The sequence below is a fragment of the Sphingomonas sp. YR710 genome (assembly GCF_900101455.1).
Taxonomy (GTDB): Bacteria; Pseudomonadota; Alphaproteobacteria; order Sphingomonadales; family Sphingomonadaceae; genus Rhizorhabdus.
Genome location: NZ_FMZJ01000001.1, coordinates 113,328 through 136,763, shown reverse-complemented (window position 1 = coordinate 136,763; position 23,436 = coordinate 113,328). Strand labels below are relative to the sequence as shown.

At 62.7% G+C, this 23,436-nt stretch carries 26 protein-coding genes; 13 read left to right on the top strand and 13 right to left on the bottom strand.

Annotated elements, in window-relative coordinates; all coding sequences use genetic code 11:
• Positions 1-285: 285 nt before the first annotated feature.
• Positions 286-924, top strand: coding sequence for a DedA family protein (locus tag BLS13_RS00675; RefSeq protein WP_093448912.1), 639 nt, complete (start codon positions 286-288; stop codon positions 922-924).
• The gene (locus tag BLS13_RS00670; protein WP_093448911.1) at positions 921-2,108 is read left to right on the top strand and encodes an aminotransferase; all 1,188 of its coding nucleotides are present in this window, start codon (positions 921-923) and stop codon (positions 2,106-2,108) included. Before BLS13_RS00675 ends, BLS13_RS00670 begins: the two co-directional genes overlap by 4 nt.
• A gap of 103 nt (positions 2,109-2,211) precedes the next feature.
• On the opposite strand, the gene BLS13_RS00665 is transcribed toward BLS13_RS00670, so the two are convergent.
• Positions 2,212-3,531 carry a DEAD/DEAH box helicase gene (locus BLS13_RS00665; RefSeq protein ID WP_093448908.1) on the bottom strand — a complete coding sequence of 440 codons (1,320 nt, stop codon included), beginning with the start codon at positions 3,529-3,531 and terminating at the stop codon, positions 2,212-2,214.
• 239 nt (positions 3,532-3,770) lie between these two features.
• Between BLS13_RS00665 and BLS13_RS00660 the strand changes: the two genes are divergently transcribed.
• Positions 3,771-5,084, top strand: coding sequence for a M20/M25/M40 family metallo-hydrolase (locus BLS13_RS00660; protein WP_093449488.1), 1,314 nt, complete (start codon positions 3,771-3,773; stop codon positions 5,082-5,084).
• A gap of 82 nt (positions 5,085-5,166) precedes the next feature.
• Positions 5,167-5,937: an NUDIX hydrolase gene (locus tag BLS13_RS00655; protein ID WP_093448906.1), complete on the top strand. Its 771-nt coding sequence runs from the start codon at positions 5,167-5,169 to the stop codon at positions 5,935-5,937.
• On the opposite strand, the gene BLS13_RS00650 is transcribed toward BLS13_RS00655, so the two are convergent.
• The 10 genes from BLS13_RS00650 to coxB form a co-directional block, all read right to left on the bottom strand.
• A complete protein-coding gene (locus BLS13_RS00650; RefSeq protein ID WP_093448904.1) occupies positions 5,924-6,766 on the bottom strand; it encodes a class I mannose-6-phosphate isomerase in 843 nt (280 codons plus the stop codon). The genes BLS13_RS00655 and BLS13_RS00650 overlap by 14 nt on opposite strands.
• A gap of 119 nt (positions 6,767-6,885) precedes the next feature.
• Entirely contained in the window at positions 6,886-7,434 is a 549-nt protein-coding gene (locus tag BLS13_RS00645; protein WP_093448902.1) for a hypothetical protein, read from the bottom strand.
• A 219-nt stretch (positions 7,435-7,653) separates the two neighbouring features.
• Entirely contained in the window at positions 7,654-8,283 is a 630-nt protein-coding gene (locus BLS13_RS00640; protein ID WP_093448899.1) for an SURF1 family protein, read from the bottom strand.
• Complete coding sequence (locus tag BLS13_RS00635; protein WP_256325635.1) at positions 8,283-8,660, bottom strand: DUF983 domain-containing protein; 378 nt, start codon at positions 8,658-8,660, stop codon at positions 8,283-8,285. The genes BLS13_RS00640 and BLS13_RS00635 overlap by 1 nt, the downstream gene beginning before the upstream one ends.
• Before the next feature lie 96 nt (positions 8,661-8,756).
• The gene (locus BLS13_RS00630) at positions 8,757-9,626 is read right to left on the bottom strand and encodes a cytochrome c oxidase subunit 3 (protein WP_093448897.1); all 870 of its coding nucleotides are present in this window, start codon (positions 9,624-9,626) and stop codon (positions 8,757-8,759) included.
• Between the two features lie 54 nt (positions 9,627-9,680).
• The gene (locus BLS13_RS00625; RefSeq protein ID WP_093448894.1) at positions 9,681-10,256 is read right to left on the bottom strand and encodes a cytochrome c oxidase assembly protein; all 576 of its coding nucleotides are present in this window, start codon (positions 10,254-10,256) and stop codon (positions 9,681-9,683) included.
• Complete coding sequence (locus tag BLS13_RS20920; protein ID WP_256325668.1) at positions 10,253-10,384, bottom strand: hypothetical protein; 132 nt, start codon at positions 10,382-10,384, stop codon at positions 10,253-10,255. The genes BLS13_RS00625 and BLS13_RS20920 overlap by 4 nt, the downstream gene beginning before the upstream one ends.
• The gene (locus BLS13_RS00620; protein WP_093448891.1) at positions 10,381-11,292 is read right to left on the bottom strand and encodes a heme o synthase; all 912 of its coding nucleotides are present in this window, start codon (positions 11,290-11,292) and stop codon (positions 10,381-10,383) included. The genes BLS13_RS20920 and BLS13_RS00620 overlap by 4 nt, the downstream gene beginning before the upstream one ends.
• Before the next feature lie 86 nt (positions 11,293-11,378).
• A complete protein-coding gene (gene ctaD / locus BLS13_RS00615) occupies positions 11,379-13,055 on the bottom strand; it encodes a cytochrome c oxidase subunit I (RefSeq protein WP_093448889.1) in 1,677 nt (558 codons plus the stop codon).
• An 11-nt stretch (positions 13,056-13,066) separates the two neighbouring features.
• A complete protein-coding gene (gene coxB, locus BLS13_RS00610; protein ID WP_093448886.1) occupies positions 13,067-14,077 on the bottom strand; it encodes a cytochrome c oxidase subunit II in 1,011 nt (336 codons plus the stop codon).
• A gap of 191 nt (positions 14,078-14,268) precedes the next feature.
• On the opposite strand from coxB, the gene pyrE reads away from it, so the two are divergent.
• From pyrE to BLS13_RS00585, 5 genes are all read left to right on the top strand, one after another.
• Positions 14,269-14,856, top strand: coding sequence for an orotate phosphoribosyltransferase (gene pyrE, locus BLS13_RS00605; RefSeq protein WP_093448883.1), 588 nt, complete (start codon positions 14,269-14,271; stop codon positions 14,854-14,856).
• Positions 14,853-15,578: a pyridoxine 5'-phosphate synthase gene (locus tag BLS13_RS00600; RefSeq protein ID WP_093448880.1), complete on the top strand. Its 726-nt coding sequence runs from the start codon at positions 14,853-14,855 to the stop codon at positions 15,576-15,578. Before pyrE ends, BLS13_RS00600 begins: the two co-directional genes overlap by 4 nt.
• A gap of 165 nt (positions 15,579-15,743) precedes the next feature.
• On the top strand, positions 15,744-16,145 hold the full coding sequence (gene acpS, locus BLS13_RS00595; RefSeq protein WP_093448878.1) for a holo-ACP synthase: 402 nt from the start codon (positions 15,744-15,746) through the stop codon (positions 16,143-16,145).
• Between the two features lie 33 nt (positions 16,146-16,178).
• Positions 16,179-17,042 carry a signal peptidase I gene (lepB, locus tag BLS13_RS00590; protein WP_093448875.1) on the top strand — a complete coding sequence of 288 codons (864 nt, stop codon included), beginning with the start codon at positions 16,179-16,181 and terminating at the stop codon, positions 17,040-17,042.
• 1 nt (position 17,043) lies between these two features.
• Entirely contained in the window at positions 17,044-18,087 is a 1,044-nt protein-coding gene (locus BLS13_RS00585; protein WP_093448872.1) for an AI-2E family transporter, read from the top strand.
• Between the two features lie 93 nt (positions 18,088-18,180).
• Here BLS13_RS00585 and BLS13_RS00580 read toward each other — a convergent pair whose 3' ends face one another.
• Positions 18,181-18,747 carry an FKBP-type peptidyl-prolyl cis-trans isomerase gene (locus BLS13_RS00580; RefSeq protein WP_093448869.1) on the bottom strand — a complete coding sequence of 189 codons (567 nt, stop codon included), beginning with the start codon at positions 18,745-18,747 and terminating at the stop codon, positions 18,181-18,183.
• Between the two features lie 72 nt (positions 18,748-18,819).
• Positions 18,820-19,026, bottom strand: coding sequence for a 30S ribosomal protein S21 (gene rpsU, locus BLS13_RS00575; RefSeq protein ID WP_029548939.1), 207 nt, complete (start codon positions 19,024-19,026; stop codon positions 18,820-18,822).
• Positions 19,027-19,256: 230 nt separating this feature from the next.
• Between rpsU and BLS13_RS00570 the strand changes: the two genes are divergently transcribed.
• The 4 genes from BLS13_RS00570 to BLS13_RS00555 all read left to right on the top strand — a co-directional run bounded on the left by BLS13_RS00570 (position 19,257) and on the right by BLS13_RS00555 (position 23,312).
• Entirely contained in the window at positions 19,257-19,814 is a 558-nt protein-coding gene (locus BLS13_RS00570) for a (2Fe-2S)-binding protein (protein ID WP_093448867.1), read from the top strand.
• Between the two features lie 104 nt (positions 19,815-19,918).
• Complete coding sequence (locus BLS13_RS00565; protein ID WP_256325634.1) at positions 19,919-20,734, top strand: RcnB family protein; 816 nt, start codon at positions 19,919-19,921, stop codon at positions 20,732-20,734.
• Between the two features lie 190 nt (positions 20,735-20,924).
• A complete protein-coding gene (locus BLS13_RS00560; protein ID WP_093448861.1) occupies positions 20,925-21,401 on the top strand; it encodes an RcnB family protein in 477 nt (158 codons plus the stop codon).
• Positions 21,402-21,500: 99 nt separating this feature from the next.
• Complete coding sequence (locus BLS13_RS00555; protein ID WP_093448858.1) at positions 21,501-23,312, top strand: DUF885 domain-containing protein; 1,812 nt, start codon at positions 21,501-21,503, stop codon at positions 23,310-23,312.
• Positions 23,313-23,436: the final 124 nt, after the last annotated feature.

The window sequence follows — 23,436 nt, the reverse complement described above, 5'->3', positions numbered from 1 at the left end:
GCGGCGAACACTGCCTCCTTCGCCCGACGGTTCGCCGCGGTGGCATCGATCATACTTCAGCCGGGAGAGCATAAGCCTGCATATTCACCATCGATCGGCGCGTCTCACACCGCTCCAATCATCCCACTTATCCCGAAGCGACATAAAATCCGACAAACGAAACGCGCATATCGGATAAGGAAATGTCGCTCTCAGATAAGCGCCATATCTCCATCCCTCCACCCGACAGCCTCCATCCGCGCAACCATCTCGACAACCCCCGCCCCTTCCGCCACACATCGCGCCATGCTTCACAAGATCATCGCCGCCCTCGCCGTCTGGATCATCGCGGTCATTTCGGGGGGTGGGTATCTCGGCATCGTCGTCCTGATGGCGATCGAGAGTGCGTGCATTCCGCTGCCGTCCGAAATCATCATGCCGTTCTCCGGCTATCTCGTCTCGACCGGCCGGTTCGATCTCTATCTGGTCGCCACGGCCGGCGCGATCGGGTGCAATGTCGGATCGATCGCCGGCTATGAGATGGGCCGGCATGGCGGGCGGCCGCTGATCGAACGGTGGGGGAAATATGTGCTGATGAGCCACCGCGAACTGGAGCTTGCGGAGCGGTTCTTCGCGCGCTGGGGCAGCATCACCGTGCTCGTCTGCCGGCTGCTGCCGGCGATTCGATCGTTCATCGCCTTTCCGGCCGGCATGGCGCGGATGCCGCTGCTGCGCTTCCATATCTATACGTTCGTCGGCTCCTGGCCGTGGTGCTTCGCCCTCGCCTGGGTGGGCATGAAGCTCGGCGACCGCTGGGCCACCGATCCGCGGCTGGCCGGGATCCTGCACAAGGCCGATTTCGTGATCGTCGGTGCGGTGGTGGCGGGAGCGATATGCTTCGTGTGGCACAAGCTTGCGGGGTCCCGCAAAGCCCCGCGCGCATGAACCCGATCTACGCCAACATGCCGACGACGATCTTCGAGACGATGTCGGCGCTCGCGCGCGAAACCGGGGCAATCAATCTCGGCCAGGGCTTTCCCGACGCGCCAGGGCCCGAGGATGTCCGCCGCGCCGCCGCCGATGCGTTACTGAACCGATCGAACCAATATCCGCCGATGACCGGCCTGCCCGAACTGCGCCGGGCGATCGCCGATCATTACCGCCTGCATCAGCAGATCGCGCTCGACTGGGCGAGCGAGGTGGTCGTCACCTCGGGTGCGACCGAGGCGATCGCGGCGACGATTCTCGCTGTGGTGAGCCCGGGCGACGAGGTGGTGCTGATCGAGCCGCTCTACGATGCCTATCTGCCGATGGTGCTGCGCGCAGGCGGCGTGCCGCGGCTGATCCGGCTCGAGCCGCCGGCATGGACGCTCGACATAGCCGCATTGGATGCCGCGTTCGGGCCGAAGACGAAGCTGATCATCCTCAACAATCCGGTCAACCCCACCGGCACGATGCTGCCCGCCGAAACGCTGGCGGCGATCGCCGAGCGCTGCATCGCGCATGACGTGATCGCGATGTGTGACGAGGTGTGGGAGCATATCCGCTTCGGCTGCGACCATCGATCCTTGTTCGCGGTGCCCGGCATGCGCGAGCGGACGGTGAAGATCGGATCGGCAGGCAAGATTTTCGCGCTGACCGGGTGGAAAGTCGGCTGGGTGCTCGCCAACGCCCCGATCGCGAAGCAGGTTGCCAAGGCACACCAGTTCCTGACCTTCACCACACCCCCCAATTTGCAGTGGGCGGTGGCCGAAGGGCTGGGCAAGGATGCGAGCTGGTTCGACGACATGCGCGCCGGCTTTGCGGCATCGCGGGCGCGGCTGATCGCGGGGCTGGAGGGCGCGGGCTATACCGTGCTGCCATCGGAGGCGACGTGGTTCGTGTCGATCGATCTGCCGGCATCCGGGATCGCGCTGGATGACGTGACGTTCGCGGATCGCATGGCACGCGAAGGCGGAGTCGTGACGATCCCGGTGTCGGCTTTCTATGCCGAGGCGCCCGTCAGGACGATCGTGCGGCTATGCTATGCGAAGGACGATGCGACCTTGGATGAGGCGATCGCGCGGTTGGCGCGGATGCGGGCCTTATTCCCCTCGCCCCCTTTAGGGGGAGAGGGAGGAGCCGCGTAGCGGCGGAGGGAGAGGGGGCAGCGCGGGAGGCTCGCTCGCGAACCTCTTCCCCACTGCCCCCTCTCCCCGGCCCTCTCCCCCTAAAGGGGGCGAGGGAGTTTCGTTACCGCGCGCCGAACTTCCGTACGGCGCCCTTATGCGCACCCGGCGCGCCCTTGGGGCGGCTGAAGTGGCGCTTCGGCTCACCCGAACGCTCGCCGCCGCCATCATGGCGCCGACCGCGATCGCCGCCGGGACGGGCGCCTTCGTGGGTCGAGACGACCAGCTTTGGCAGCTTGGCCTTCTCAGCGAGGAAGTTCTCGGGCAGGCCGATTACCTCGAGCTTCACCTTGGTGAGCTTTTCGATCGCCTTGAGATAGGGCCGCTCGTCATCGGCAACGAACGCCATCGCGATGCCGGTGGCGCCGGCGCGCGCGGTGCGGCCGATGCGGTGGACATATTGCTCGGCGACGTTGGGCAGTTCGAAGTTGAAGACATGGCTGATCCCGCCGACGTCGATGCCGCGCGCGGCGATGTCGGTGGCGACCAGGATCTTGATGTCGCCCTTGCGGAACAGCGCCAATGCCCGCTCGCGCTGCGGCTGGCTCTTATTGCCATGGATCGCCTCGGCTTCGATGCCGGCGGCGCGCAGATTCTTCACGACGCGATCGGCGCCATGCTTGGTGCGGGTGAAGACCAATGCGCGATCGATCGGCTCCGAACGGATGCGCAAGGTGAGCAGCGCCTGCTTTTCGGCCTGGTTGCAGAAGGTCGCGAACTGCTCGACCCGCTCGGCGGTGGTCGATTGCGGCGCGACCGATACCTTGATCGGATCGGTCAGGAAGCGATCCCCCAGTTCGGCGATCGCCTTCGGCATGGTGGCCGAGAAGAACAAGGACTGGCGCTTCTTCGGCAGCATCGCATCGATGCGCTTGAGCGCGTGGATGAAGCCCAGATCGAGCATCTGATCGGCCTCATCGAGCACGAAGATCTCGACATATTTCAGGCTCAGCGCGCGCTGATCGATCAGATCGAGCAGGCGGCCCGGGGTGGCGACGAGGATGTCGACGCCCTGCTGCAGCTCGCGGATCTGCCGGTTGATCGGCACGCCGCCGAACACGGTGGCGACCTTCAGGCGCAGGAACTTGCCATATTGAACGAAGCTCTCGGCGATCTGGCTGGCCAGCTCGCGGGTCGGCGAGAGGACGAGCATGCGGCAGCCCTGCGGCGGACGATGTTTGATGTTTTCGGTGAGATAATGGAGCGACGGCAGCGCGAACGCCGCGGTCTTGCCGGTGCCGGTCTGCGCGATGCCGCACAGATCGCGGCCCTGCATCAGCGGCGGGATGGCCTGCGCCTGGATTGGCGTAGGAATGTCATAGCCCTTGGCGGCAAGCGCCCTCTGAATGGGCTCGATGAGTCCAAGGTCGGAAAATTTGGTCACAGATGATCTTTCGCAAAATATTGCGGGCGCACGAACAGGCGTTCATGCGACAGCGGGTTCACATGACGACCCGCGTGAATTGGGAAGCCTCAGCTTGGGGTGCGTCCATGAGGTCCGAGCCGGCCTGCCCTGTGGAGTGGGCCAGGAGATCACGCTGCTCGAAGACAATGCTGCAAAACAGCATCGACGCGCTGCAGCATATGCCCCATGATCGCACCAATTACAAGCGGAGCTGTCGGATGATACGCAAAATCGGCCTTTTCTGTGCGATCGCATCGCTTTGCACGCCGGCTTTCGCCGGTTTGAGTGCGCCGGAGAAGGCTATGGCGACCACCGTCGAGGCTGAAACCTCGCGATCGATCGCGCTGCTCGAGAAGCTGGTGAACATTAATTCGGGTACGGCGAATCTGGCCGGCGTCACCCGGATCGGCGAGCTGATGCGCGCCGAACTGGAACCCCTGGGCTTCACGGTGCGCTGGGTGCCGATGGCCGCCGCCGGGCGGGCGGGCCATATCATCGCGGTGCATGAAGGTGCGAAGGGCATGAAGCGGCTGCTGCTGATCGGCCATCTCGATACGGTGTTCGAGCCGGATAGCCCGTTCCAGCATTTTACCGTCAAGGGATCGAAGGCCGAGGGGCCGGGCGCAGGCGACGACAAAGGCGGGATGATCGTCATGCTCTCCGCCTTGCGTGCGATGAAGGCGGCGGGAACGCTCGCCAAAGCCAATATCGAAGTGGTGCTGACCGGCGACGAGGAGAATGTCGGCGATCCGATCGCGATCGCCCGCGCCGATCTGATCGCCGCCGGCAAGCGCGCCGATGTGGCGCTCGATTATGAAGGACTCGTTCGCGACAATGGCCGCGATATGGGATCGGTCGCGCGACGCAGCGCGTCCTCCTGGATCGTCAGGGCGACCGGCAAGACCGGCCATTCGAGCGGAATTTTCGGCGCAAACGCCGGCTATGGCGCGATCTACGAACTAGCCCGGATCATCGACAGCTTCCGGCGCGAACTGCCCGAGACCAACCTCACCTACAATGTCGGTCTGATCGCCGGCGGCGCGACCGAACAGACCGATGCCGAAGGCATCCGCGCCAGCGCGACCGGCAAGTCCAATATCATACCGCCGGTCGCCGAGGCGCGCGGCGATATGCGTACCCTGTCCGACCAGCAGACCCAGCGGGTGCGCACGAAGATGGCAGCGATCATTGCTGCGCATCTGCCGGGAACCTCGGCCGAGCTCTCCTTCCCGAAGGACGGCTATCCGGCGATGGCGCCTACCCCGGGCAACCAGGCGATCCTCGACGCGCTGAACGGCGTCAACCGCGACCTCGGCCTGGCGGTCATGCCGCCGCTCGATCCGCTCAAGCGCGGCGCGGGCGACATCAGCTTCGTCGCGAAGGATGTCGACAGCTTCGCCGGCATGGGGCCCTATAGCGAGGGCGATCATGCGCCAGGCGAGACGATCGATCTCGATTCGATCCCGCTGCAGGCGAAACGATCGGCGATATTGATGTCGCGGCTCGCGGCGGAGCGCAGCGCCCGGCGGTAATGACGGGCTTGACCGCCATCGCCATAGTCCCCCAAGCGATCTGGGCAGCATGTAACCGGAAAAATGGTTCGGAGAAGCCACGATGGATAATAAGATCATCCCTGCCGCCACGTTGATCCTGCTGCGCGACACCGGTGGACCGGCGCCCGAATTGCTGATGGTCGAGCGTGGCCAGCATCTGGCTTTTGCGGGCGGGGCGATGGTCTTTCCGGGCGGCCGGATCGAGGAGGACGATGCCGCGATCGCATCGGACCGGACCATATTGCACGATGGCCCCGCAGTCGAACCCGACGACATGGTCGCCCGAATCGCCGCCATTCGCGAAACCATCGAGGAAGTCGGCATCGCGCCCGCCGTCGACGGACTCACCGAACCGGCGATGACGCGCGAGTTGCGATCCGCGCTCGCCGCCGGCCGCTCGTTCCACGAGCTGATCCGGGCCATGAAGCTACGGCTGGATCCGCACCGGCTGCATCCGTTCGCCCGCTGGCTGCCCAAGCACCGGATCCAACGCACGTTCGACACCCGATTCTATATCGCGCAGGCGCCGGATGATGCCGATGCCGTCGCCGACGGTACCGAAAGCAGCAGTTGCCACTGGGATACCGCCGCCGGCCACCTTGCGCTCGCCGACGCCGGAACCCGCAGCCTGATCTTCCCCACCCGCCGCAATCTCGAACGCATCGGGCTTTCGACGAGCTTCGACGACGCGGTCGCCTTTTCGCGGCGCTACGCCATCGAAACGATCACGCCGTGGCGCGAATATCAGGAGGACGAGCAAAAGCTCTGCATTCCCGATCATCTTGGCTACCCGGTAACCAGCCAGACCTTCGCAAGGGTCAGGCGCGAATAAGGCCTTCGATCACCCGCGCGCCGGGATAAGCGACATAGAGCGTGCTGCCGGCATCGATCTCGATGGCCGACTCGCCTTCGATGATCACGGCATCGCCGAGTTCGACGGCGCGGCCATCGGCAATCACCCGACCCGCCACCGGCAACAGCCATATGGGCGCGACTCCGGGCGCTATCGCGAAACGGCCCGCCATCGTCCACCTTTCGAGAACGAAAGCCGCATTTTCCGACATGATCAGCCGATCTTTCCCGGCCGGGCGGGGCGGGCTTATGCCGACATAGGGGCCTGGCGTCGACACGGCGATACCGTCATCGACGTGGAGCTCGCGGGCGCTGCCATAATCGTACAAGCGATAGGTGAGATCGAGATTCTGCTGAACCTCGAGTACGACGAGCCCGGCTCCGATCGCGTGGACGGTTCCGGCCGGGGAATAAATGACGTCACCGGCCTTCACCGGCCGCCAATCGACCAGATGCTCGATCGCTCCATCATGCACCGACCGGCGGAAGGTTTCGGCATCAATGGCCTTCGTCAGTCCCAGCCCGATCGTAGCGCCTGCATCGGCGGCAAGCACCACCCAGGCTTCATCCTTGCCGCGGGCAAAGCCCCGGGCCTGCGCCTGGGCGTCGTTCGGGTGCACCTGCACCGACAGTTTCTGGCTGGTGAAAAGATATTTGATCAGCAGGTCGCGCTGGGGGTCGGCCGCATCTTCGAACCAGATTTCGCCCGTGGGCTCCTGATCCGCCGGTTGATCGGCGAATAAGGGAGCAAGGTCATGCCGTCCCCACGGCTTGTTCACGCGGTGGGTCGTCAGCGCGATGACCGCCAAGATTCCATCTCCCAATATTGCCCGCACCGAACGACAATGACCGGTGCGAGTTCCGCCTCATGCGAAATTTGGGAGCCATGATGCAATCGCTGAAATGACCCAAATGATGAAATATTGGGTCAGTTCGGCAGGCGCATCTCAACCTTTTCGACCCATTCGGGGAAGAATGCCGGCTCGCGGTTCGACCAGCCCGGCGCCGTGGCCGCCGCTTCGCTGATCGATTGCAACAGGATGCGCCTTTTCTCGGGATGAAGGTGCGGCAAGGCCGCCGCCGCGCAAAATGCGCCGGGCAACCACGGGCGGACATTGGCACCTATCAGCCGCTCGTAAAGAAAGCGGTACGAACCGAAGCTGTTGAGCCGATCCTGGCCAAGATCGAAGGCAGAAACCGTAATCAGCGGCGCCATGAAAGGCTCCACCGAGTCGAGCCCGCTATCGTCAGGCACGATGTCGCGGATGTGATCGAGCCGCGCATAGACGCGCGACTGCGCCATGATGCTGGCGGATTCAACGACGTCGCGGGACCACCGCGCCAGGGCATCTTCCCGGACGAGCCCGATGTCGAGCGATCTTCGGATATAGCGTTGCGTCGAGGCGGGAAAGCTGGCGAACTCTTTCATTTCCGCCAGGGTCATCGCGCCGTCTGCAGGTCTCATGTGCGTACCCATACCAACACCCCTTTCAGGAAGCCTTGGGAAGGATCTTGCGCCTGATTGTCTTTCCAGACGCTTAAGCCCTCAGAAGGCCTCTGTTAAGGAACGGAGCATTTTTTTTGCTGCGTTGCAACAAGCGATTGCATTTACAGCACTTGCCCGCCTCCCACCCGCAAGAAAGTTGTGGAAAACTCGCCACGCCTGTCTCATCGCTCAAAAGCCCATCGGCTAGGCTCAACCTCGCGTCTTGTACCGCCGCCGCAGCGCCAGAACGTAGATGATCAGCGCGGTCGCGGCGAACAGGAACCACTGCGCCGCATAGGCCCGATGATTGTTGGGAATCTCTGCTATCGATGGCGCGACGCTGGGCTCCAGCCCGCTCACCGGCCGATCGAGGACAATCAACAGGGGAACAGCTGATCCCGCACGATCACCGAAGATCCGACCGGCCAGAACCGTGTCGGGAATCAGTCGGCCGGCGGCTTCTATCTTCAATCCGCTGCGGGGGTCGGGCTTCCCACTGTTGATCGCGCTCCACCCGATATCGGCCATGATCGAGCGCCCATCATCCAACTGGCACCCCGCGATATTGCGAAAGCCCGTTTGCCCTGCGGCGTTCGCTCCGCCCAGTTGTAATATTGGCGTGACGATCCGGCATCCGAGCCGGGTTTTCCGGAACGACAGATCATCGATCGTCATATCGACCGGAAGCCCGTTGAGCGCCGATGCCTGGGCCCCCGCCTCATAACGGACCAGCAGCCCTTCCTTCCAGTGCGCGCGGCGGATCTGCCAGAATCCGAGCCCGACCATGGTCAGCACGGCCAGCAGAACGACGAGCGACGCAAAGATGGGAACCCGACGCATCAGTCCCGATCCGCTATCCGGCCCTCGCGGGCGGCGTTACGAAACTCGAGTGCGATCAGGACGCCCTTTGCTATCCGCAGCGATCCGACCGTCAGCGCGATCGTCAGCGGGATCCACAGCATCATATGCACCCACCAGGGCGGCGACAGCTTGAGATCGGTGACGATCGCCAGCACGCTGACGATCGCGCCGATGATCAAAATCAGGAAGGCCGCGGCACCATCCCCGACGTTGAACGAAGAATAGTCCAGCGCACATTCTCGGCACGATGGCGCAAAGTGTAAAAAGCCATCGAACAGGCCGGGTGCGCCACAGCGCGGACACAACCCCTTGACCGCTGCTTCGATCGGCGCAGGCGCCATATATGGATCGGTCATTGCGGCCCTTTCCAGAAATGCGGGAGGGCGCGGCCGCGGGGGATGGTCTTCATCCCGCCGCCACCGCGCCCTCCGAAATGCCTGCCCGTTGTAGGATCAGCCGGCGTGAACCGGCGCGCCCCAACCACCCCAGACATAGACGACGACGAAGAGGAACAGCCATACGACGTCGACGAAGTGCCAGTACCAGGCGGCTGCTTCGAAGCCGAAATGCTGCTTCGGCGTGAATTCGCCCTTATAGGCCCGGATCAGGTTCACGATCAGGAAGATCGTACCGACCAGCACGTGGAAGCCGTGGAACCCTGTCGCCATGAAGAAGGCCGACGTATAGTTCAGCCCCTTGAAGGCGAACGGAGCGTGCGCATATTCATACGCCTGAATGCTCGTGAACGTCATGCCGAGCAGGATCGTGAGCCAAAGCCCTTTCTTCAGCCCCTCCCGATCGCCATGGATCAGCGCATGATGCGCCCAAGTGATGGTCGTACCCGAACAGAGCAGGATCAGCGTGTTGAGCAGCGGAAAATGGAACGCGTCGATGACTTCCAGCCCCTTGGGCGGCCAGATTCCCTCACCATGAACGATCGAACTGGCACCCGCGACGATCGATGTTGTGCCGTTGATCACTTCGACCGGCGCCGGGAATAGCGAGAAATCGAACCACGACCAGAACCAGCCGACGAAGAACATCACTTCCGATGCGATGAACAGGATCATGCCGTAGCGCAGGTGCAGCGACACGACCGGCGTATGATCGCCGGCATGCGCTTCCTTGATCACATCGGACCACCAGAAAAACATCGTGGCGAGTACGCCGAGCAGGCCGAGGAAGAACACCTCGCCGCCATAGGCCGCCTTGTGCATCCACATGATGCCGCCTGCGGCCATCGTCAGCGCCGAGAAGGCCCCCATGAGAGGCCAAGGACTCGGCGGCAAAATATGATAATCGTGGCTCTTCGCTCCGGCCATTTTTCGCGCCCCTGGTGGTCGTTTGTTGCCTGAAAATGTTCGTTGAAACGTGCCTTAGCCGCCTGTCGCGCCGGAATCCACACCGGATTTGGCCCGAAAGAAGGTGTAGGATAATGTGATTTCGTTCAGATCCCTGGCGTCCTTGTCTTTCAGGAGCGCCGGATCGACATAATAGACGACGGGCATACGCACCGTCTCGCCCGGCTTCAGCGTCTGGCTGGTGAAGCAGAAGCACTGAATCTTGGTAAAATATTGCCCGACATTTTCGGGCGACACATTGAACGCCGCGGTTCCTGTGATCGCATGATCCGACATGTTCGTGGCCGTAAAAAAGGCCATTTCACGAGCGCCGATCGCTACCCGCGAGACCTTGACCTCGGGTTCGAATTTCCACGGCAAGGATGGCGACACATTGGCGTCGAAACGCACATTGATGATCTTGCCAACAACCGCGCCGGGAGCCTGCCCGCCTTCGTTCCGCTGCGTCGTTCCGCCGAAACCCGTCGCCTGACAGAACATCCGGTAAAGCGGCGATGATGCATAGCCGAGTCCGAGCATGGCTGCGGCCACGGAGCAGGTGATCACGCCTACGCGGCGGTTGCGGCCCGAAGGTGCGGCAAGCGTTGTCATGACATCTTCGCGATCGAGATCGCATAGACCAGGATCACGAAGGCTCCGATGATGAGTGCCGTCACGATCGAGCGCGAGCGCTGCCGGCGGCGAACTTCGGCTTGTTCCTGCGGAGTCAGCATCGTCATGCAATCACCATCTTGTCGGCCACCATCAGCCCGAACATCGCGAACAGATAGAGCATCGAATATGTGAACAGCTGCCGCTCCGGCTTCATCCGGGACGGATCGCTCTCACGACGCAACCCGACCCGCACCGCGAGCCCAAGGAATATCGCCGACAGGACCGAAGCGCCTACGCCATAGATCGCGCCCGTCAGGCCGAGCGGCCACGGCATCACGGCCGCGATCGCCATGGGTACGGTGTACAGCATGACCTGAATACGGGTCGCCGGAATACCGGCCACGACGGGCATCATCGGCACACCGGCATTCGCATAGTCCGACTTGATGAACAGCGACAGCGACCAGAAATGCGGAGGCGTCCACAGGAAGACGAAAGCGAACATCAGCAGCGGCAACGTATCGAGCCGGCCCGTCGCCGCGGCCCAGCCGATCAGCACCGGGAAGGCTCCCGCCGCACCGCCGATCACGATATTCTGCGGCGTCCGGCGCTTCAGCCATACGGTATAGATCAGCACATAGAACAGGATCGACCCGAGCAACAATGCCGCAGCCAGAACATTGATCGCGAGGCCCATCAGGATCACCGAAAAGCTCCCGAGCCCGACGCCGAAATGCAGTGCCGACTGGCGATCCATCCGGCCCGCCGGCAACGGGCGATTCGCCGTCCTGCGCATGTTCGCGTCGAGATCCGCTTCATACCATTGGTTGAGCGCGCCGGCCGCACCGGCGCCCAGCGCAATGCACAGCACGGCGGTAAAACCCAATACCGGATTGATCGTCGTCGGTGCCGCGAGCAGGCCGCACAGACCTGTGAACACCACCAGCGACAAGACCCGGGGCTTTGTCAACGCCACGAAATCACGCCACTCGGCGGGGATCGGGGCTGCGGGGGAAAGGGCCTTACTCGCCATTGTTACTCTTGCTTCCTAACCGATGCCGCCGCCTCGACGAAAGCGTCGAAGCGGCGGCACAGGGATTCGTCCGGACTGGCTGCCGATCAATCGATCTTCGGCAGCTGTTCGAACTGGTGATATGGCGGCGGGCTGGACAGCGTCCATTCCAGGGTCGTGGCGCCCTCGCCCCAATAATTGCCTTCGACCTTCTTGCCGGCGAACAGCGTCCAGAAGACGTTGACGAAGAAAAAGATCATGCTGAAGGCCATGATTTCATAGCCGTGGGTGGCGACGCCATTCCACTTGGCGAACGCATCCGGATAATCCGGGATACGACGCGGCATGCCATCCAGACCCAGGAAGTGCATCGGGAAGAACATCACGTTCACACCGATGAAGAAGAACCAGAAGTGGAGCTGACCCAGCACCTCATTATACTGGCGGCCGCACATCTTGCCGATCCAGTAATAGAAACCGCAGAACAGCGAGAAGACCGCGCCGAGCGACAGCACATAATGGAAGTGCGCGACGACGTAATAGGTGTCCTGGAAATAGTTATCAACGCCGCCGTTCGCGAGCACGACGCCGGTGACGCCGCCAACCGTGAACATGAAGATGAAGCCGATCGCCCAGAGCATCGGGGTCTTGAAGCTGATCGAACCACCCCACATCGTGGCGATCCACGAGAAGATCTTGATGCCGGTAGGCACCGCGATCACCATCGTCGCCGCGGTGAAATACATCTTCGTGTCGACCGACAGCCCGGTGGTGTACATGTGGTGCGCCCACACGACGAAGCCGACGACGCCGATCGCGACCATGGCGTAGGCCATGCCGAGATAGCCGAACACGGGCTTCTTCGAGAAGGTCGAGATCACCTGGCTGATGATACCGAAGCCCGGCAGGATCATGATGTACACTTCGGGGTGTCCGAAGAACCAGAACAGATGCTGATACAGGATCGGATCGCCACCGCCGGCCGCATCGTAGAAAGTCGTGCCGAAGTTACGATCGGTGAGCAGCATCGTGATCGCGGCGGCGAGAACCGGCAGCGACAGCAGCAGCAGGAAGGCGGTGACGAGCACCGACCACACGAACAGCGGCATCTTGTGCAGGGTCATGCCCGGCGCGCGCATGTTGAAGATCGTGGTAATGAAATTGACCGCGCCCAGGATCGACGACGCACCCGCGAGGTGCAGCGACAGGATCGCCATATCGACCGCCGGCCCCGCCGAACCGCTCGTCGAGAGCGGGGCATAGACCGTCCAGCCGGTACCCGCACCATTTCCGGTACCGCCGCCGACGAAGGTCGAGCCAAGCAGCAGGCTGAACGCCGGGATGAGCAGCCAGAAGCTGATATTGTTCATCCGCGGGAACGCCATATCGGGCGCGCCAATCATGATCGGCACAAACCAGTTACCGAAGCCACCGATGATCGCCGGCATGACCATGAAGAACACCATGATCAGGCCGTGCGCGGTGATCAGTACGTTCCACATGTGCAGCGACGTATCGAAATCAGGCGCGCCGCCCATAAGCTTCGTCCAGGCGCCCAGATACTGGATGCCCGGCGCTGCGAGTTCGGCCCGCATAAGGCCGGAAATGCCGCCGCCGACGATACCCGCGAAAATCGCGAAGATCAGATAGAGCGTGCCAATGTCCTTGTGGTTGGTGGACATGAACCAGCGCGCGAAGAAGGCCGGCTTGTGATCGGCATCGTGGTGGTGGGCATGATCGTCATGCCCCTGAAATTGCGATGGAGATGCTGTGATATCGGTCATCTGATGGGCCTTCAGTTCTGCGTCGCAGGCTGGGACGTAACAGGCGGAGTTGCGGCCGGCGCGGCAGGCGCTGCAGCCGGGGTGGCGGCGGGCGCTTCGGCTGCAGGAGCCGCTGCGGCCGGAGCCACCTCACCCGGCATTTTGCCGCCCTTCGACTTCACCCATTCGGCGAATCTGGCCGGCGGCACGACTTCGACGGCGATCGGCATGAAGCCATGGCGCGCGCCGCACAGTTCGGAACACTGGCCATAATAGACGCCGGGACGATCGACCTTGAACCAGGTTTCGTTCAGGCGACCGGGTACCGCGTCCATCTTGATCCAGAAAGCGGGCACCGCGAAGCTGTGGATCACGTCGTTCGACGTGGTAATCACCTTGACGACCTTGCCGGCCGGAACGACCAGCCGCTCGTCGACAGCCAACATGCGAGGCTCGCCGCGCTTCTTGGCTTCGGCATCAGGAAGCATGTTCGAAACCAGTTCGAAATCGCCATTGTCCGGATATTGATAGGTCCAGTACCACTGGTTGCCTATCACCTTGATGGTCACGTCAGGCTTCGGCTGCGCATATTGATGCGCGAGCAGACGAATGGACGGCACAGCGATGAACAGCAGGATCAGCACCGGCGCCAGCGTCCAGATGATCTCGATGAGCGTATTGTGCGACGTACGCGACGGATTTGGATTCGCAGCGGCCCGGTAGCGAATCACCACCCAGATCAGCAGCAGCAGCACGAACAGCGAAACCACGGTTATCAGCGGCAGCAGCAGATCGTTGTGAAACCACTTCGCACCGCGACCGAGATCTGTGACCTGCGGCTGCAGACCCAGCGATCCCGGGATCGGCTGACCGATGCCAGCTTCCGGCTTGAGGTGCTCGAACGCAGGCGCAGCAGGCGTTTGCGCCGTCGCGGCAGCAGCAGCAGCCGGCGCCGGAGCGGGGGCGGCGTCTTGTGCAAAAGCTGCCGACGCGGGCGCCAGCGCCAGCGTAACAGCCATAATCATCGTCTTCAGCGTATTCATCTTACCCCCGTAAAGCGCGGCGAAACCCACGACTTCCTGTTATCGGGCCCGTCAAATCGAGCGCCTTATAGGCGCGCGCTTCCGGCGTCTCAAGCACTGGATCGCGCGGAATGCAAGCAGTTGAAGCGATAATCTCGACGGCCTATCTGAACGGGTGCTGCAAAGCGGCAGCGTGGACCGAAGGGGATATCATGACCGACGACGAGGTGCTGGCCGAATTTCGGGCGGCAGAAGCTTTGCTGGAGGGACATTTCATCCTCTCTTCGGGCCTGCGCAGCCCACGTTATCTGCAATGCGCGCGGGTGCTGATGAACCCGGCGCGCGCCGCGCGGCTGGCCGATGCGCTGGCGGCCCGCATTCCCGAAGATATTCGCTCGCAGATCGAAGCGGTCGTCTCCCCGGCGATGGGCGGCGTGATCGCGGGGCATGAAATCGGCCGTGCGCTGGGCGTCGACGCGATGTTCGTCGAGCGCCCCGAGGGTGTTTTCGGCCTCCGCCGCGGCTTCCGCCTGATCCCAGGTCAGAAAATCCTGTTGATGGAAGATGTCGTGACGACGGGCCTCTCATCCCGTGAAGCGATCAAGGCCGTCGAGGAAGCGGGCGGCAAAGTGATCGCCGCTGCATCGCTGGTCGACCGGTCGAACGGAACCGCCGATCTCGGCGTGCCCTTCTTCCCGCTGATCCGAATCGACGTGCCTGCATATGCCGCGGATGCCCTGCCCGCCGATCTGGCGGCGATCCCGGCGATTAAGCCGGGCAGCAGAGCGATGACCGCGTGAGCGACCTGCGCCTCGGGGTCAATATCGATCATGTCGCCACCATCCGGAACGCTCGCGGCGGAGCGCACCCGGACCCGGTGCGCGCGGCAATCATGGCTGCACAGGCCGGCGCCGACGGCATCACTGCACATCTGCGCGAAGACAGGCGTCATATTACGGACTCCGATATCGACCGGTTGATGGCAGAGATCGATCTGCCGTTGAATCTGGAAATGGCGGCAACCGACGAGATGCTCGCCATCGCGCTGGCGCACCGCCCCCATGCCGCGTGCATCGTTCCCGAACGGCGCGAGGAGCGCACCACCGAGGGCGGCCTCGACGCCGCCGGGCAGTTCGATCATCTGGCGCCGATCGTCGCCCGCCTCAGCGATGCCGGCATTCGTGTCAGCCTGTTCATCGAGGCCAATCCGCGACAGATCGAGGCCGCGCTGCGCCTGCGCGCGCCGGTGATCGAGTTCCATACCGGGGCCTATGCGCATGCCGCGGGTGCGGCACGTGCCGCCGAACTGCGCCGGATCGCCGAAGGCGCCGCGCTGGCCGCGCGCAACGGAATCGAGCCGCATGCCGGCCACGGCCTGACATATGACAATGTCGTGCCGATCGCCGCGATCCCTCAGATGGCCGAGCTCAATATCGGGCATTTCCTGATCGGTGAGGCCATTTATGTGGGGTTGGACGCGAGCGTACGGCGGATGCGCGATCTGATGGATGCGGCACGGTGATCAGACGCTGGGGAACGGACGTTATTTTCCGCGACCAACAGCATTCTGCTCGACCAACTTCTGTCCATCTTCGACCAACGGCGCGGAACTTCTCCGCAAATGGAATAGATTGAGGTTCACACCAACCGTCTCTTGAAACCAGCGCAATACATTAAGGCCAGCCCCATGATCATCGGTATTGGTTCCGATCTCTGCAACATCGAACGGATTCAGGGCTCGCTCGATCGATTCGGCGATCGCTTCACCAATCGCGTATTCACCGACGTCGAACGGGCCAAGGCCGAAAAGCGCCCTTTCACCCGCGCCGGCACCTATGCGAAGCGGTTCGCCGCCAAGGAAGCCTATTCGAAAGCGGTCGGGACCGGCTTCAAGGCCGGTGTGTTCATGCGCGATATCGGCGTCGTCAACGCCCCATCGGGGGCACCAACGCTGCTTTTGACCGGCGGCGCCAAGCGGAGGCTTGACGCGATCACGCCGCCGGGCCACGCGGTGGACGTACATTTGACGATGACAGACGATCACCCCTGGGCGCAGGCTTTCGTCATCCTGTTCGCGCGCCCGATTTGAGGAGAGGATCGCGTGAGCGATCAGCCTGCCCCCATGACCAGCCCCATCGACATCGAAGATCCGAAGCCTGCTACGGCGAAGCCAGCCACCGATTGGTGGGCAGAGTTGCGCGGTATCATATGGCTGGTGCTTGCCGTCCTCGGCTTCCACAGCCTGATCGCCAAGCCCTTCTATATTCCGTCCGAATCGATGATGCCGACGCTGATCACCGGCGATCGGCTGGTCGTCACCAAATATAGCTATGGCTGGTCCTATGTGTCGCCGAGCTTCCATATCCTGCCCTTCATCAGGGGGCGGCTGTTCGGCCGGCTGCCCGAGCGCGGCGATATCGTCATCCTGAAGCCGCCCGCCGCCGACACCGATTATATCAAGCGCGTGATCGGCCTGCCCGGCGACCGGCTCGAAGTGCGTGGCGGCACGGTGATCCTGAACGGGGTGCCCGTGAAGCGCGTGCCAATGTCTCCGGCGATGATCAAGGTCGATCAGAACGTACCCTGCCTCAGCCCCGACGAGGCGCAATATCGCACGACCGGACCCGACGGAGTCCTCTATTGCGCGCTGCCGCGCGAGCGCGAAACATTGCCGAACGGGCGCAGCTACGACACGCTCGACCTCGTCCAGAATTCACCCGTCGACGATTATCCGGCCATCACCATTCCGCCCGACCACATTTTCGTAATGGGCGATAATCGCGATGAATCGGCCGACAGCCGCGTGGATATCGCCGCCAACGGACTGGGCGGACCGATCCCGTTCGAAAATCTTGGCGGACGGGCCGAGTTCATTACCTTCTCGCTCGATGGAACATCCCAGATCTGGAACCCGTTGAGCTGGTTTACCGCCTTACGCGGTGGCCGGGCTGGCACCAGCCTGCATCCGGCTCGAAACGGAGACTGACATGACGGAGCCCGGACGTATGGAACAACCGGGCCCGTCCGACAGTCGATCCGAAACCACTTCATACGAACTGCACCGCGCCGCCGTCTGGCTCGGATTGGCGGTCGCGATCGCCCTGCTGTGGATGCTCGTCCAGCCGCTGTTGCTGATCGTCGGCGGGCTGGTGTTTGCGTCGATGCTCGATGGTGGGACCCGGCTGCTGGGCAGGATATTACCGATCGCGCGCGGCTGGCGGCTGATGATGGTCTGCCTGGCCGTCGTCGCCTTCTTTGCCTGGACATTCTATTTCGCCGGATCGCAGATCGCTGGGCAGGCCGAAGCGCTGCGAACCGTGGTCGCGGCGCAGCTCAGCAAGCTGTTCGACTGGGCACATGCGATGGGCCTCATCCCGAAGAGCGGCGGCGGGCAAGCGATCGCCAACGAGATCATGGGCTCATTCGATCGGCTGACGTCGTGGGTGGGCAGCGCGCTGGGCGCGGTTTCCAGCCTTGCCATGATCATCGTGCTCGGCGTGTTCATTTCGGCTGAGCCGCGGCTGTACGAGCGCGGCATCGCGTGGCTGCTGCCGCTTGAAAAGCGCGCCGGCTTCTATCGCACGACCGATCGCATGGGCTTCACCCTGCGCCGGCTGATGGCCGGCCGCCTGCTCGGCATGGCGGTCGAAGGCGTCGGCGTCGGTGTGGCCCTGTCGATCGTCGGCGTGCCGATGGCCGCCCTGCTCGGCGTCCTGACCGGCATATTGGCGTTCCTTCCGAATATCGGATCGATCATATCAGGCGTGCTGATCATCCTGGTCGGTTTCAGCGCCGGCTTTGAGACGGGAATCTGGGCCGTGGCGATCTATGTCGCCGTCCAGATGATCGATGGCTACCTCATCGTTCCCGCCGTGGCGCGGCGATCGGTGGATCTGCCGCCTGCGCTGATTCTCGGTACACAGCTCTTGCTGGGGTCGCTGCTGGGCATCATGGGGCTCGCTTTGGCCGACCCGATCGTCGCAATGATCAAAGTCTTTCTCGAGGAAAGGTCGAAAGCGGTAGCCACATAACGGACCTCAGCCATTGTCGGCGAAACGTCGCTGTCGTGAACAAAAAAAAGGCCGCATCGCTGCGGCCTTTTTCCTTTAATCGGAAGCTGGGATTTACATCCCGCCGCCATGCCCTCCGCCCATACCGCCCATCGCCTGCGGCGGAGCGATCTCATGAAGGGTAACGTCGAAGATCGTCACGGCATTAGGCGGAATCTTGCCGCCTGCACCATGTTCACCGAAGGCAAGCTGGGGCGGCATCCAGAAGCGATATTTCGCCCCCTTGCTCATCAGCTGCAGGCCTTCGCTCCAGCCGGGGATCATGCCGCCCGAAACGGGAAGCGGCGCCGGGCCGCCTTGTTTCGCACTCGAATCGAACGAGTCACCATTCACCAGCTTGCCGTCATAATCGACGAGCACGATGTCGTTGGGGCCAGGCTTGGGGCCGCTGCCCTCTTCCAGCACCTTATATTGCAGGCCGGACGCGGTCGTGATCACACCGCTGCGCTGGCCATTCGCCTTCAGGAAATCTTCGGGCGATTGTGCCATCGCCACCTGGCCGCGCGTACCGAGATAAGCGGTGCCGACGCCGGCCGCGAGAATGATTGCGACTCCAGCCCAAAGCTTCACGAGCGATCCCTTCGCGATCGGGCGGAGGGGAACGGCGGTCACTTCCGACATAAGCGGGCTCGCAATCTGACGCTGAAGAGAAAGGCTTGTCCGCCGCCTTTGCGCGGCGGAAGAAAGGCGGTCTTACCGAACGCCGTCGCGTTCCATCCGCTTGCGCTCAAGCTTGCGGGCGCGGCGGATCGCAGCAGCACGCTCGCGCGCGCGCTTTTCCGACGGCTTCTCGTAATGACGGCGCAGCTTCATCTCGCGATACACGCCTTCGCGCTGCAGCTTCTTCTTGAGCGCGCGGAGGGCCTGATCGACATTATTGTCGCGAACGATGATCTGCATATAAAAAACAATCTCCAAAATTGCCCGTAAGCGAGCCACTTACGCCGCCGATCCGACGAACGTCTTCCAGCCTTCACGAACAACAAAAGCATAACGCCGCGGAGGTGAGTCCACGTCGAGAAGCGCCGCCCCTAACAGCGCACCAACGATTCTTCAAGCCTGAGCCGCCCTTTTCATGCGCTTTCATGCGGCAGCTATCGCAAAAGGCCATCCTTGCTTATGCTGTCTGCATGACTCGGTTCACCGTCAACGGCCAGCCCGTGCACTACCGGATGGATCCGGCCACGCCCTTGCTATGGGCCTTGCGTGATGCATCGAACCTTACCGGGACCAAATATGGCTGCGGCGCGGGCCTGTGCGGCGCCTGCACCGTCCATATCGATGGCCAGGCAGTACGATCTTGCCAGGTGCCGATCGGATCGATCGAGGGCAGCTTCGTCACCACGATCGAGGCCTTGTCGCGCGATCGCAGCCATGCCGTCCAACAAGCCTGGGTCGCCGAGAATCTTCCGCAGTGCGGCTATTGCCAATCGGGCATGATCATGGCGGCCGCGGCGCTGATCGAGCATAACCATGCGCCTACCGACTCCGAAATCGACGCAGCGATGACGAACATCTGCCGTTGCGGCACCTATCCGCGTATCCGCCGCGCCGTCCAGCGCGCCGGACGTGTGCTATCGGGGGTGGAGACGATTGCAGCCGCGCCGCCGCCCGGTATCGAACCTGCCGACGCGGCGGCGGCCGTGCCGGCGCTGACCGTTCCCAAGGCGGCCCCGCCTTCGCTCTGATACTTTCAATTTGCTGACAATCCAGTTCAGCCCATACTCAGTCGACGAAGCCGATAACGGCATGGAAGCTGGCATCGCGCCGGCTGATAATGGAGAGTTTCCCGATGCGTACCATGTCCACAAGGATGGTTGGTTTGCTGCTCGCCGCCACGGCCGTGACTCCGATCGCGGCCCAGGCCCAGTCAAACGACCAGAACAATGCCGAGCGCCGCCACAATGGCGGGGAGGGATGGCGCGATCGCAGGGGAGGCGACGAAGGCCGCGGGCAGCAGCAGGCTGCGCCACAACCTTCGCCCCAAGCTGCGCCCCAGCCCGTTGCCCCTCGCGCCGTGGCACCGACGGTATCACCCGCGGCCCAGCCAGACCGCCGGGCATGGCAAAATGGCGGCCGTGAAGCGCAGGTCGAGCACCGGAATGGTCGGCAGGACCGGCAAGACGACCGACGTGACGACCGGCACGATTGGCAGGACAATCGCCACGATGCCCGCGGCAATGCACAGGTAGAGCGTCGTGATGACCGTCGCGACGAACGTGTCGAACGGCGCGACGACCGACGCGATGATCGCCGCGATTGGAACGGCAGGGCCGGAAACGACGCCCGCCGCGACTGGAACCGCGATTGGCGCAGCGACCGACGCTATGGCTGGCAGGACTATCGCAGCAGCAACCGCTATACGTTTCGCGTGCCCCGCTATGTCGCACCGCGCGGCTACGGCTATAACTATCGCCGCTGGTCGCCCGGCTACCGGATCGACCCCTGGTACTATAGCCAGAGTTATTGGATCAGCGATCCCTGGGATTATCGCCTGCCGCCGGCCTGGGGCGATTATCGCTGGGTGCGCTATTATGATGACGTGCTGCTCATCGACATCCGAACCGGCCTGATCGAGGATATCATCTACGATTTCTTCTGGAACTGACCTTCCCGAACATTCCGGCACAGGCCCGGCGACTCCCAAGTCGCCGGGCTTTCTTTTTGCCCGCGTCCAAAGCTTTCATTTCGCTGACCACCTCATTCCCCGCGGGTTCAGGCGATCCGTGCGAATCAGGAACCTGCTGGCTGCCCAATCTTTACGGCCGGCACGGGTTTCGTATGAGAGGAGTAAAATCATGCGCAAGATGATCATTATGGGGCTGATGGCCGCCGTCGCCATACCGTCGATCGCGTCAGCCCAGTCGGCCGGCGAGTTGCGCCACGACGATAGGCAAATCCAGCGGGAACGGCACGAACTGCAGGATGCCAGGCGCTACGGCACGCCACAGGACGTGCGCGAAGAACGCCACGACCTTCGGGAAGCCCGGCAGGAAAAGCGTGAGGACTGGCGCGACTATCGTGAGGCTCACCGCGACATTTATCGCCGGCCGGCCTGGGTGGGTCCGCGTGGCCATGCCTACCGCCCGGTGGTCGTCGGCTACCGCTTCGCGCCCGAATATTACAGCGGCCGTTATGTGATCGCCAATCCATGGCGCTATCGCCTGCCGCCAGCCGCCGGCTGGAACCGCTGGGTGCGCTACGGGAACGATGTCGTTCTGGTCAACGTCCGCACCGGCCGCGTGATCGAGGTTCATTCCGGCTTCTTCTGGTAAGCAGCGATCCCGGCCCCGGCATCCAATGTGCCGGGGCCGCTTGCTTAAGGTGTGTTAGCAGAATAGGTCAGAAGGCATCTCGACAACAGGATGCCTTCCATGTCCCGACCTTCCCTGCTGCTCAGCGCCGCTTTTTGCGCTGTAATGTCCCCCGCCCTTCCCGCGGCCACCCCGGTTTCAGCCCCGATCGAAAGCGCGGAGGACAAAGCGTTGCTGCAACTGTTTCACGACAGCGACGAGGCTTCGCTGAAGCGCAATCCGATCAGCGCGATGTTTCGCGGCGACCTGCGCTATGCGGACCGTCTCGGCGATTATATATCCGACGCCTATTTCGATGGCGAGCGCAAGGCGGGCGAAGCCGATCTCGCCGGACTGTCTAAGATCGAGCGGTCCAGGCTCAATCCCACCGATCAAATCGCGTATGACGTCTTCAAATGGCAGACTGAGCTAGGCCTGAAGGGTCTCCAGCCCGATCTGCTGGTGCTGAGCGCGGTGCGGCCGATCGACCATTTCAGCGGCTTCCACACCTTCTATCCCGGCTTCGCATCGGGTCAGGGCGCCGCGCCGTTCAAGACGCTCGCCGACTATGAGAATAACCTGAAACGCCATCGCGAATATATCGCGATGCTCGATGCCGCGATCGGACGCTTTCGCCAGGGCATGAAGATGGGCGTGGTCCAGCCGAAGCTGGTGGTCAACAATGTCATCGACCAGCTCAACCTGCAGCTCCAGCAGGGCATCGAAGGTTCGACCTTTTACGGCCCTGTCCTCCAATTTCCGAAGGACATCGCACCCGCCGATCAGGCTCGGCTGAAGGTTGAATATACGGCGATGATCCGCGACGGCATCGTCCCCGCCTATATCCGGCTGCGTGACTTCCTGAAGAACGACTATCTGCCGGTTGCCCGCGACAGCGTCGGCCTGGGCGGGATGAAGGGCGGCGACAGGCTCTACGAATATCTGATCGAGCAGAACACGACCCTGCCGCTCAAGGCCGAGGACGTCCATCAACTCGGGCTGCGCGAGGTCGCACGAATCACCGACGAGATGGAAAAGATCCGGGTGCAGGTGGGATTCAAAGGCACGCTGGGCGAGTTCTTCGAATATATTCGCGCCGCCCCCCGGTTCAAACCACCCAGCAAGGAATGGTTGCGCGATGCCTATGTCGCGATCGGCAAGCGGATCGACGCCCGCATTCCCGAACAATTCGCACTGGTGCCCAAAAGCCCGCTCGAAATTCGCCCCGTCGAACCCTATCGCGAGAAGACGGAAGCCGGCGGCAGCTATCAGCAGGGAACGCCTGACGGCTCACGGCCGGGCGTCTTTTATTATAACAGCTATGATCTGCCATCGCGCACCACCCCGGGCATGGAAACATTGTTCCTCCACGAGGCGGTCCCCGGACATCATTTCCAGATCAGCCTCGCGCAGGAAAATGCCGCTTTGCCGGCTTTCATGCGATTCGGCGGCAACACCGCCTATGTCGAGGGCTGGGCGCTCTATGCCGAGACGCTGTGGAAGGATCTGGGCATGGAAACCGATCCCTATCAGCGCTTCGGCGGACTGGATGATGAAATGCTGCGCGCGATGCGGCTCGTCGTCGATACCGGCATCCACGCCAAAGGCTGGAGCCGCGACCAGGCGATCGCCTACATGCTGGGCCATAGCGGCATGGGCAAGACGGATGCCACTGCCGAGGTGGAGCGCTATATCGCCATCCCCGGTCAGGCGCTGGCCTACAAGATCGGCGCGCTCACCATCCTGAAGGAAAAGGCCAAGGCGAAAGCCGAACTTGGCGCCAGCTTCGATCCCCGCGCCTTCCATGCACAGGTGCTGGACACCGGCGCATTGCCGATGATCGTGCTCGAGGAAAAGATCGATTCATGGATCAAGACGCAGAAGGGCAAGTAAACATCCGCCCTGGGGCCGCGCCGTTACACGCAACGGCGCGGCCGGTATGTCGCGGTATAGCGCGACATGCCAGTCCAAGGGGGAAGGACCGTCCAATCAACGCTGGTTGGCGGTTATGTTTCCG

What these genes read in the sequence shown, in the direction of transcription:
- BLS13_RS00675 (WP_093448912.1), top strand. Translation starts at nt 286, where the DNA reads ATGCTTCACAAGATCATCGCCGCCCTCGCCGTCTGGATCATCGCGGTC.
- BLS13_RS00670 (WP_093448911.1), top strand. Translation starts at nt 921, where the DNA reads ATGAACCCGATCTACGCCAACATGCCGACGACGATCTTCGAGACGATG.
- BLS13_RS00660 (WP_093449488.1), top strand. Translation starts at nt 3,771, where the DNA reads ATGATACGCAAAATCGGCCTTTTCTGTGCGATCGCATCGCTTTGCACG.
- BLS13_RS00655 (WP_093448906.1), top strand. Translation starts at nt 5,167, where the DNA reads ATGGATAATAAGATCATCCCTGCCGCCACGTTGATCCTGCTGCGCGAC.
- BLS13_RS00645 (WP_093448902.1), bottom strand. Translation starts at nt 7,434, where the DNA reads ATGGGTACGCACATGAGACCTGCAGACGGCGCGATGACCCTGGCGGAA.
- BLS13_RS00640 (WP_093448899.1), bottom strand. Translation starts at nt 8,283, where the DNA reads ATGCGTCGGGTTCCCATCTTTGCGTCGCTCGTCGTTCTGCTGGCCGTG.
- BLS13_RS00635 (WP_256325635.1), bottom strand. Translation starts at nt 8,660, where the DNA reads ATGACCGATCCATATATGGCGCCTGCGCCGATCGAAGCAGCGGTCAAG.
- BLS13_RS00630 (WP_093448897.1), bottom strand. Translation starts at nt 9,626, where the DNA reads ATGGCCGGAGCGAAGAGCCACGATTATCATATTTTGCCGCCGAGTCCT.
- BLS13_RS00625 (WP_093448894.1), bottom strand. Translation starts at nt 10,256, where the DNA reads ATGACAACGCTTGCCGCACCTTCGGGCCGCAACCGCCGCGTAGGCGTG.
- BLS13_RS20920 (WP_256325668.1), bottom strand. Translation starts at nt 10,384, where the DNA reads ATGACGATGCTGACTCCGCAGGAACAAGCCGAAGTTCGCCGCCGGCAG.
- BLS13_RS00620 (WP_093448891.1), bottom strand. Translation starts at nt 11,292, where the DNA reads ATGGCGAGTAAGGCCCTTTCCCCCGCAGCCCCGATCCCCGCCGAGTGG.
- ctaD (WP_093448889.1), bottom strand. Translation starts at nt 13,055, where the DNA reads ATGACCGATATCACAGCATCTCCATCGCAATTTCAGGGGCATGACGAT.
- coxB (WP_093448886.1), bottom strand. Translation starts at nt 14,077, where the DNA reads ATGAATACGCTGAAGACGATGATTATGGCTGTTACGCTGGCGCTGGCG.
- pyrE (WP_093448883.1), top strand. Translation starts at nt 14,269, where the DNA reads ATGACCGACGACGAGGTGCTGGCCGAATTTCGGGCGGCAGAAGCTTTG.
- acpS (WP_093448878.1), top strand. Translation starts at nt 15,744, where the DNA reads ATGATCATCGGTATTGGTTCCGATCTCTGCAACATCGAACGGATTCAG.
- lepB (WP_093448875.1), top strand. Translation starts at nt 16,179, where the DNA reads ATGACCAGCCCCATCGACATCGAAGATCCGAAGCCTGCTACGGCGAAG.
- BLS13_RS00585 (WP_093448872.1), top strand. Translation starts at nt 17,044, where the DNA reads ATGACGGAGCCCGGACGTATGGAACAACCGGGCCCGTCCGACAGTCGA.
- BLS13_RS00580 (WP_093448869.1), bottom strand. Translation starts at nt 18,747, where the DNA reads ATGTCGGAAGTGACCGCCGTTCCCCTCCGCCCGATCGCGAAGGGATCG.
- rpsU (WP_029548939.1), bottom strand. Translation starts at nt 19,026, where the DNA reads ATGCAGATCATCGTTCGCGACAATAATGTCGATCAGGCCCTCCGCGCG.
- BLS13_RS00570 (WP_093448867.1), top strand. Translation starts at nt 19,257, where the DNA reads ATGACTCGGTTCACCGTCAACGGCCAGCCCGTGCACTACCGGATGGAT.
- BLS13_RS00565 (WP_256325634.1), top strand. Translation starts at nt 19,919, where the DNA reads ATGCGTACCATGTCCACAAGGATGGTTGGTTTGCTGCTCGCCGCCACG.
- BLS13_RS00560 (WP_093448861.1), top strand. Translation starts at nt 20,925, where the DNA reads ATGCGCAAGATGATCATTATGGGGCTGATGGCCGCCGTCGCCATACCG.
- BLS13_RS00555 (WP_093448858.1), top strand. Translation starts at nt 21,501, where the DNA reads ATGTCCCGACCTTCCCTGCTGCTCAGCGCCGCTTTTTGCGCTGTAATG.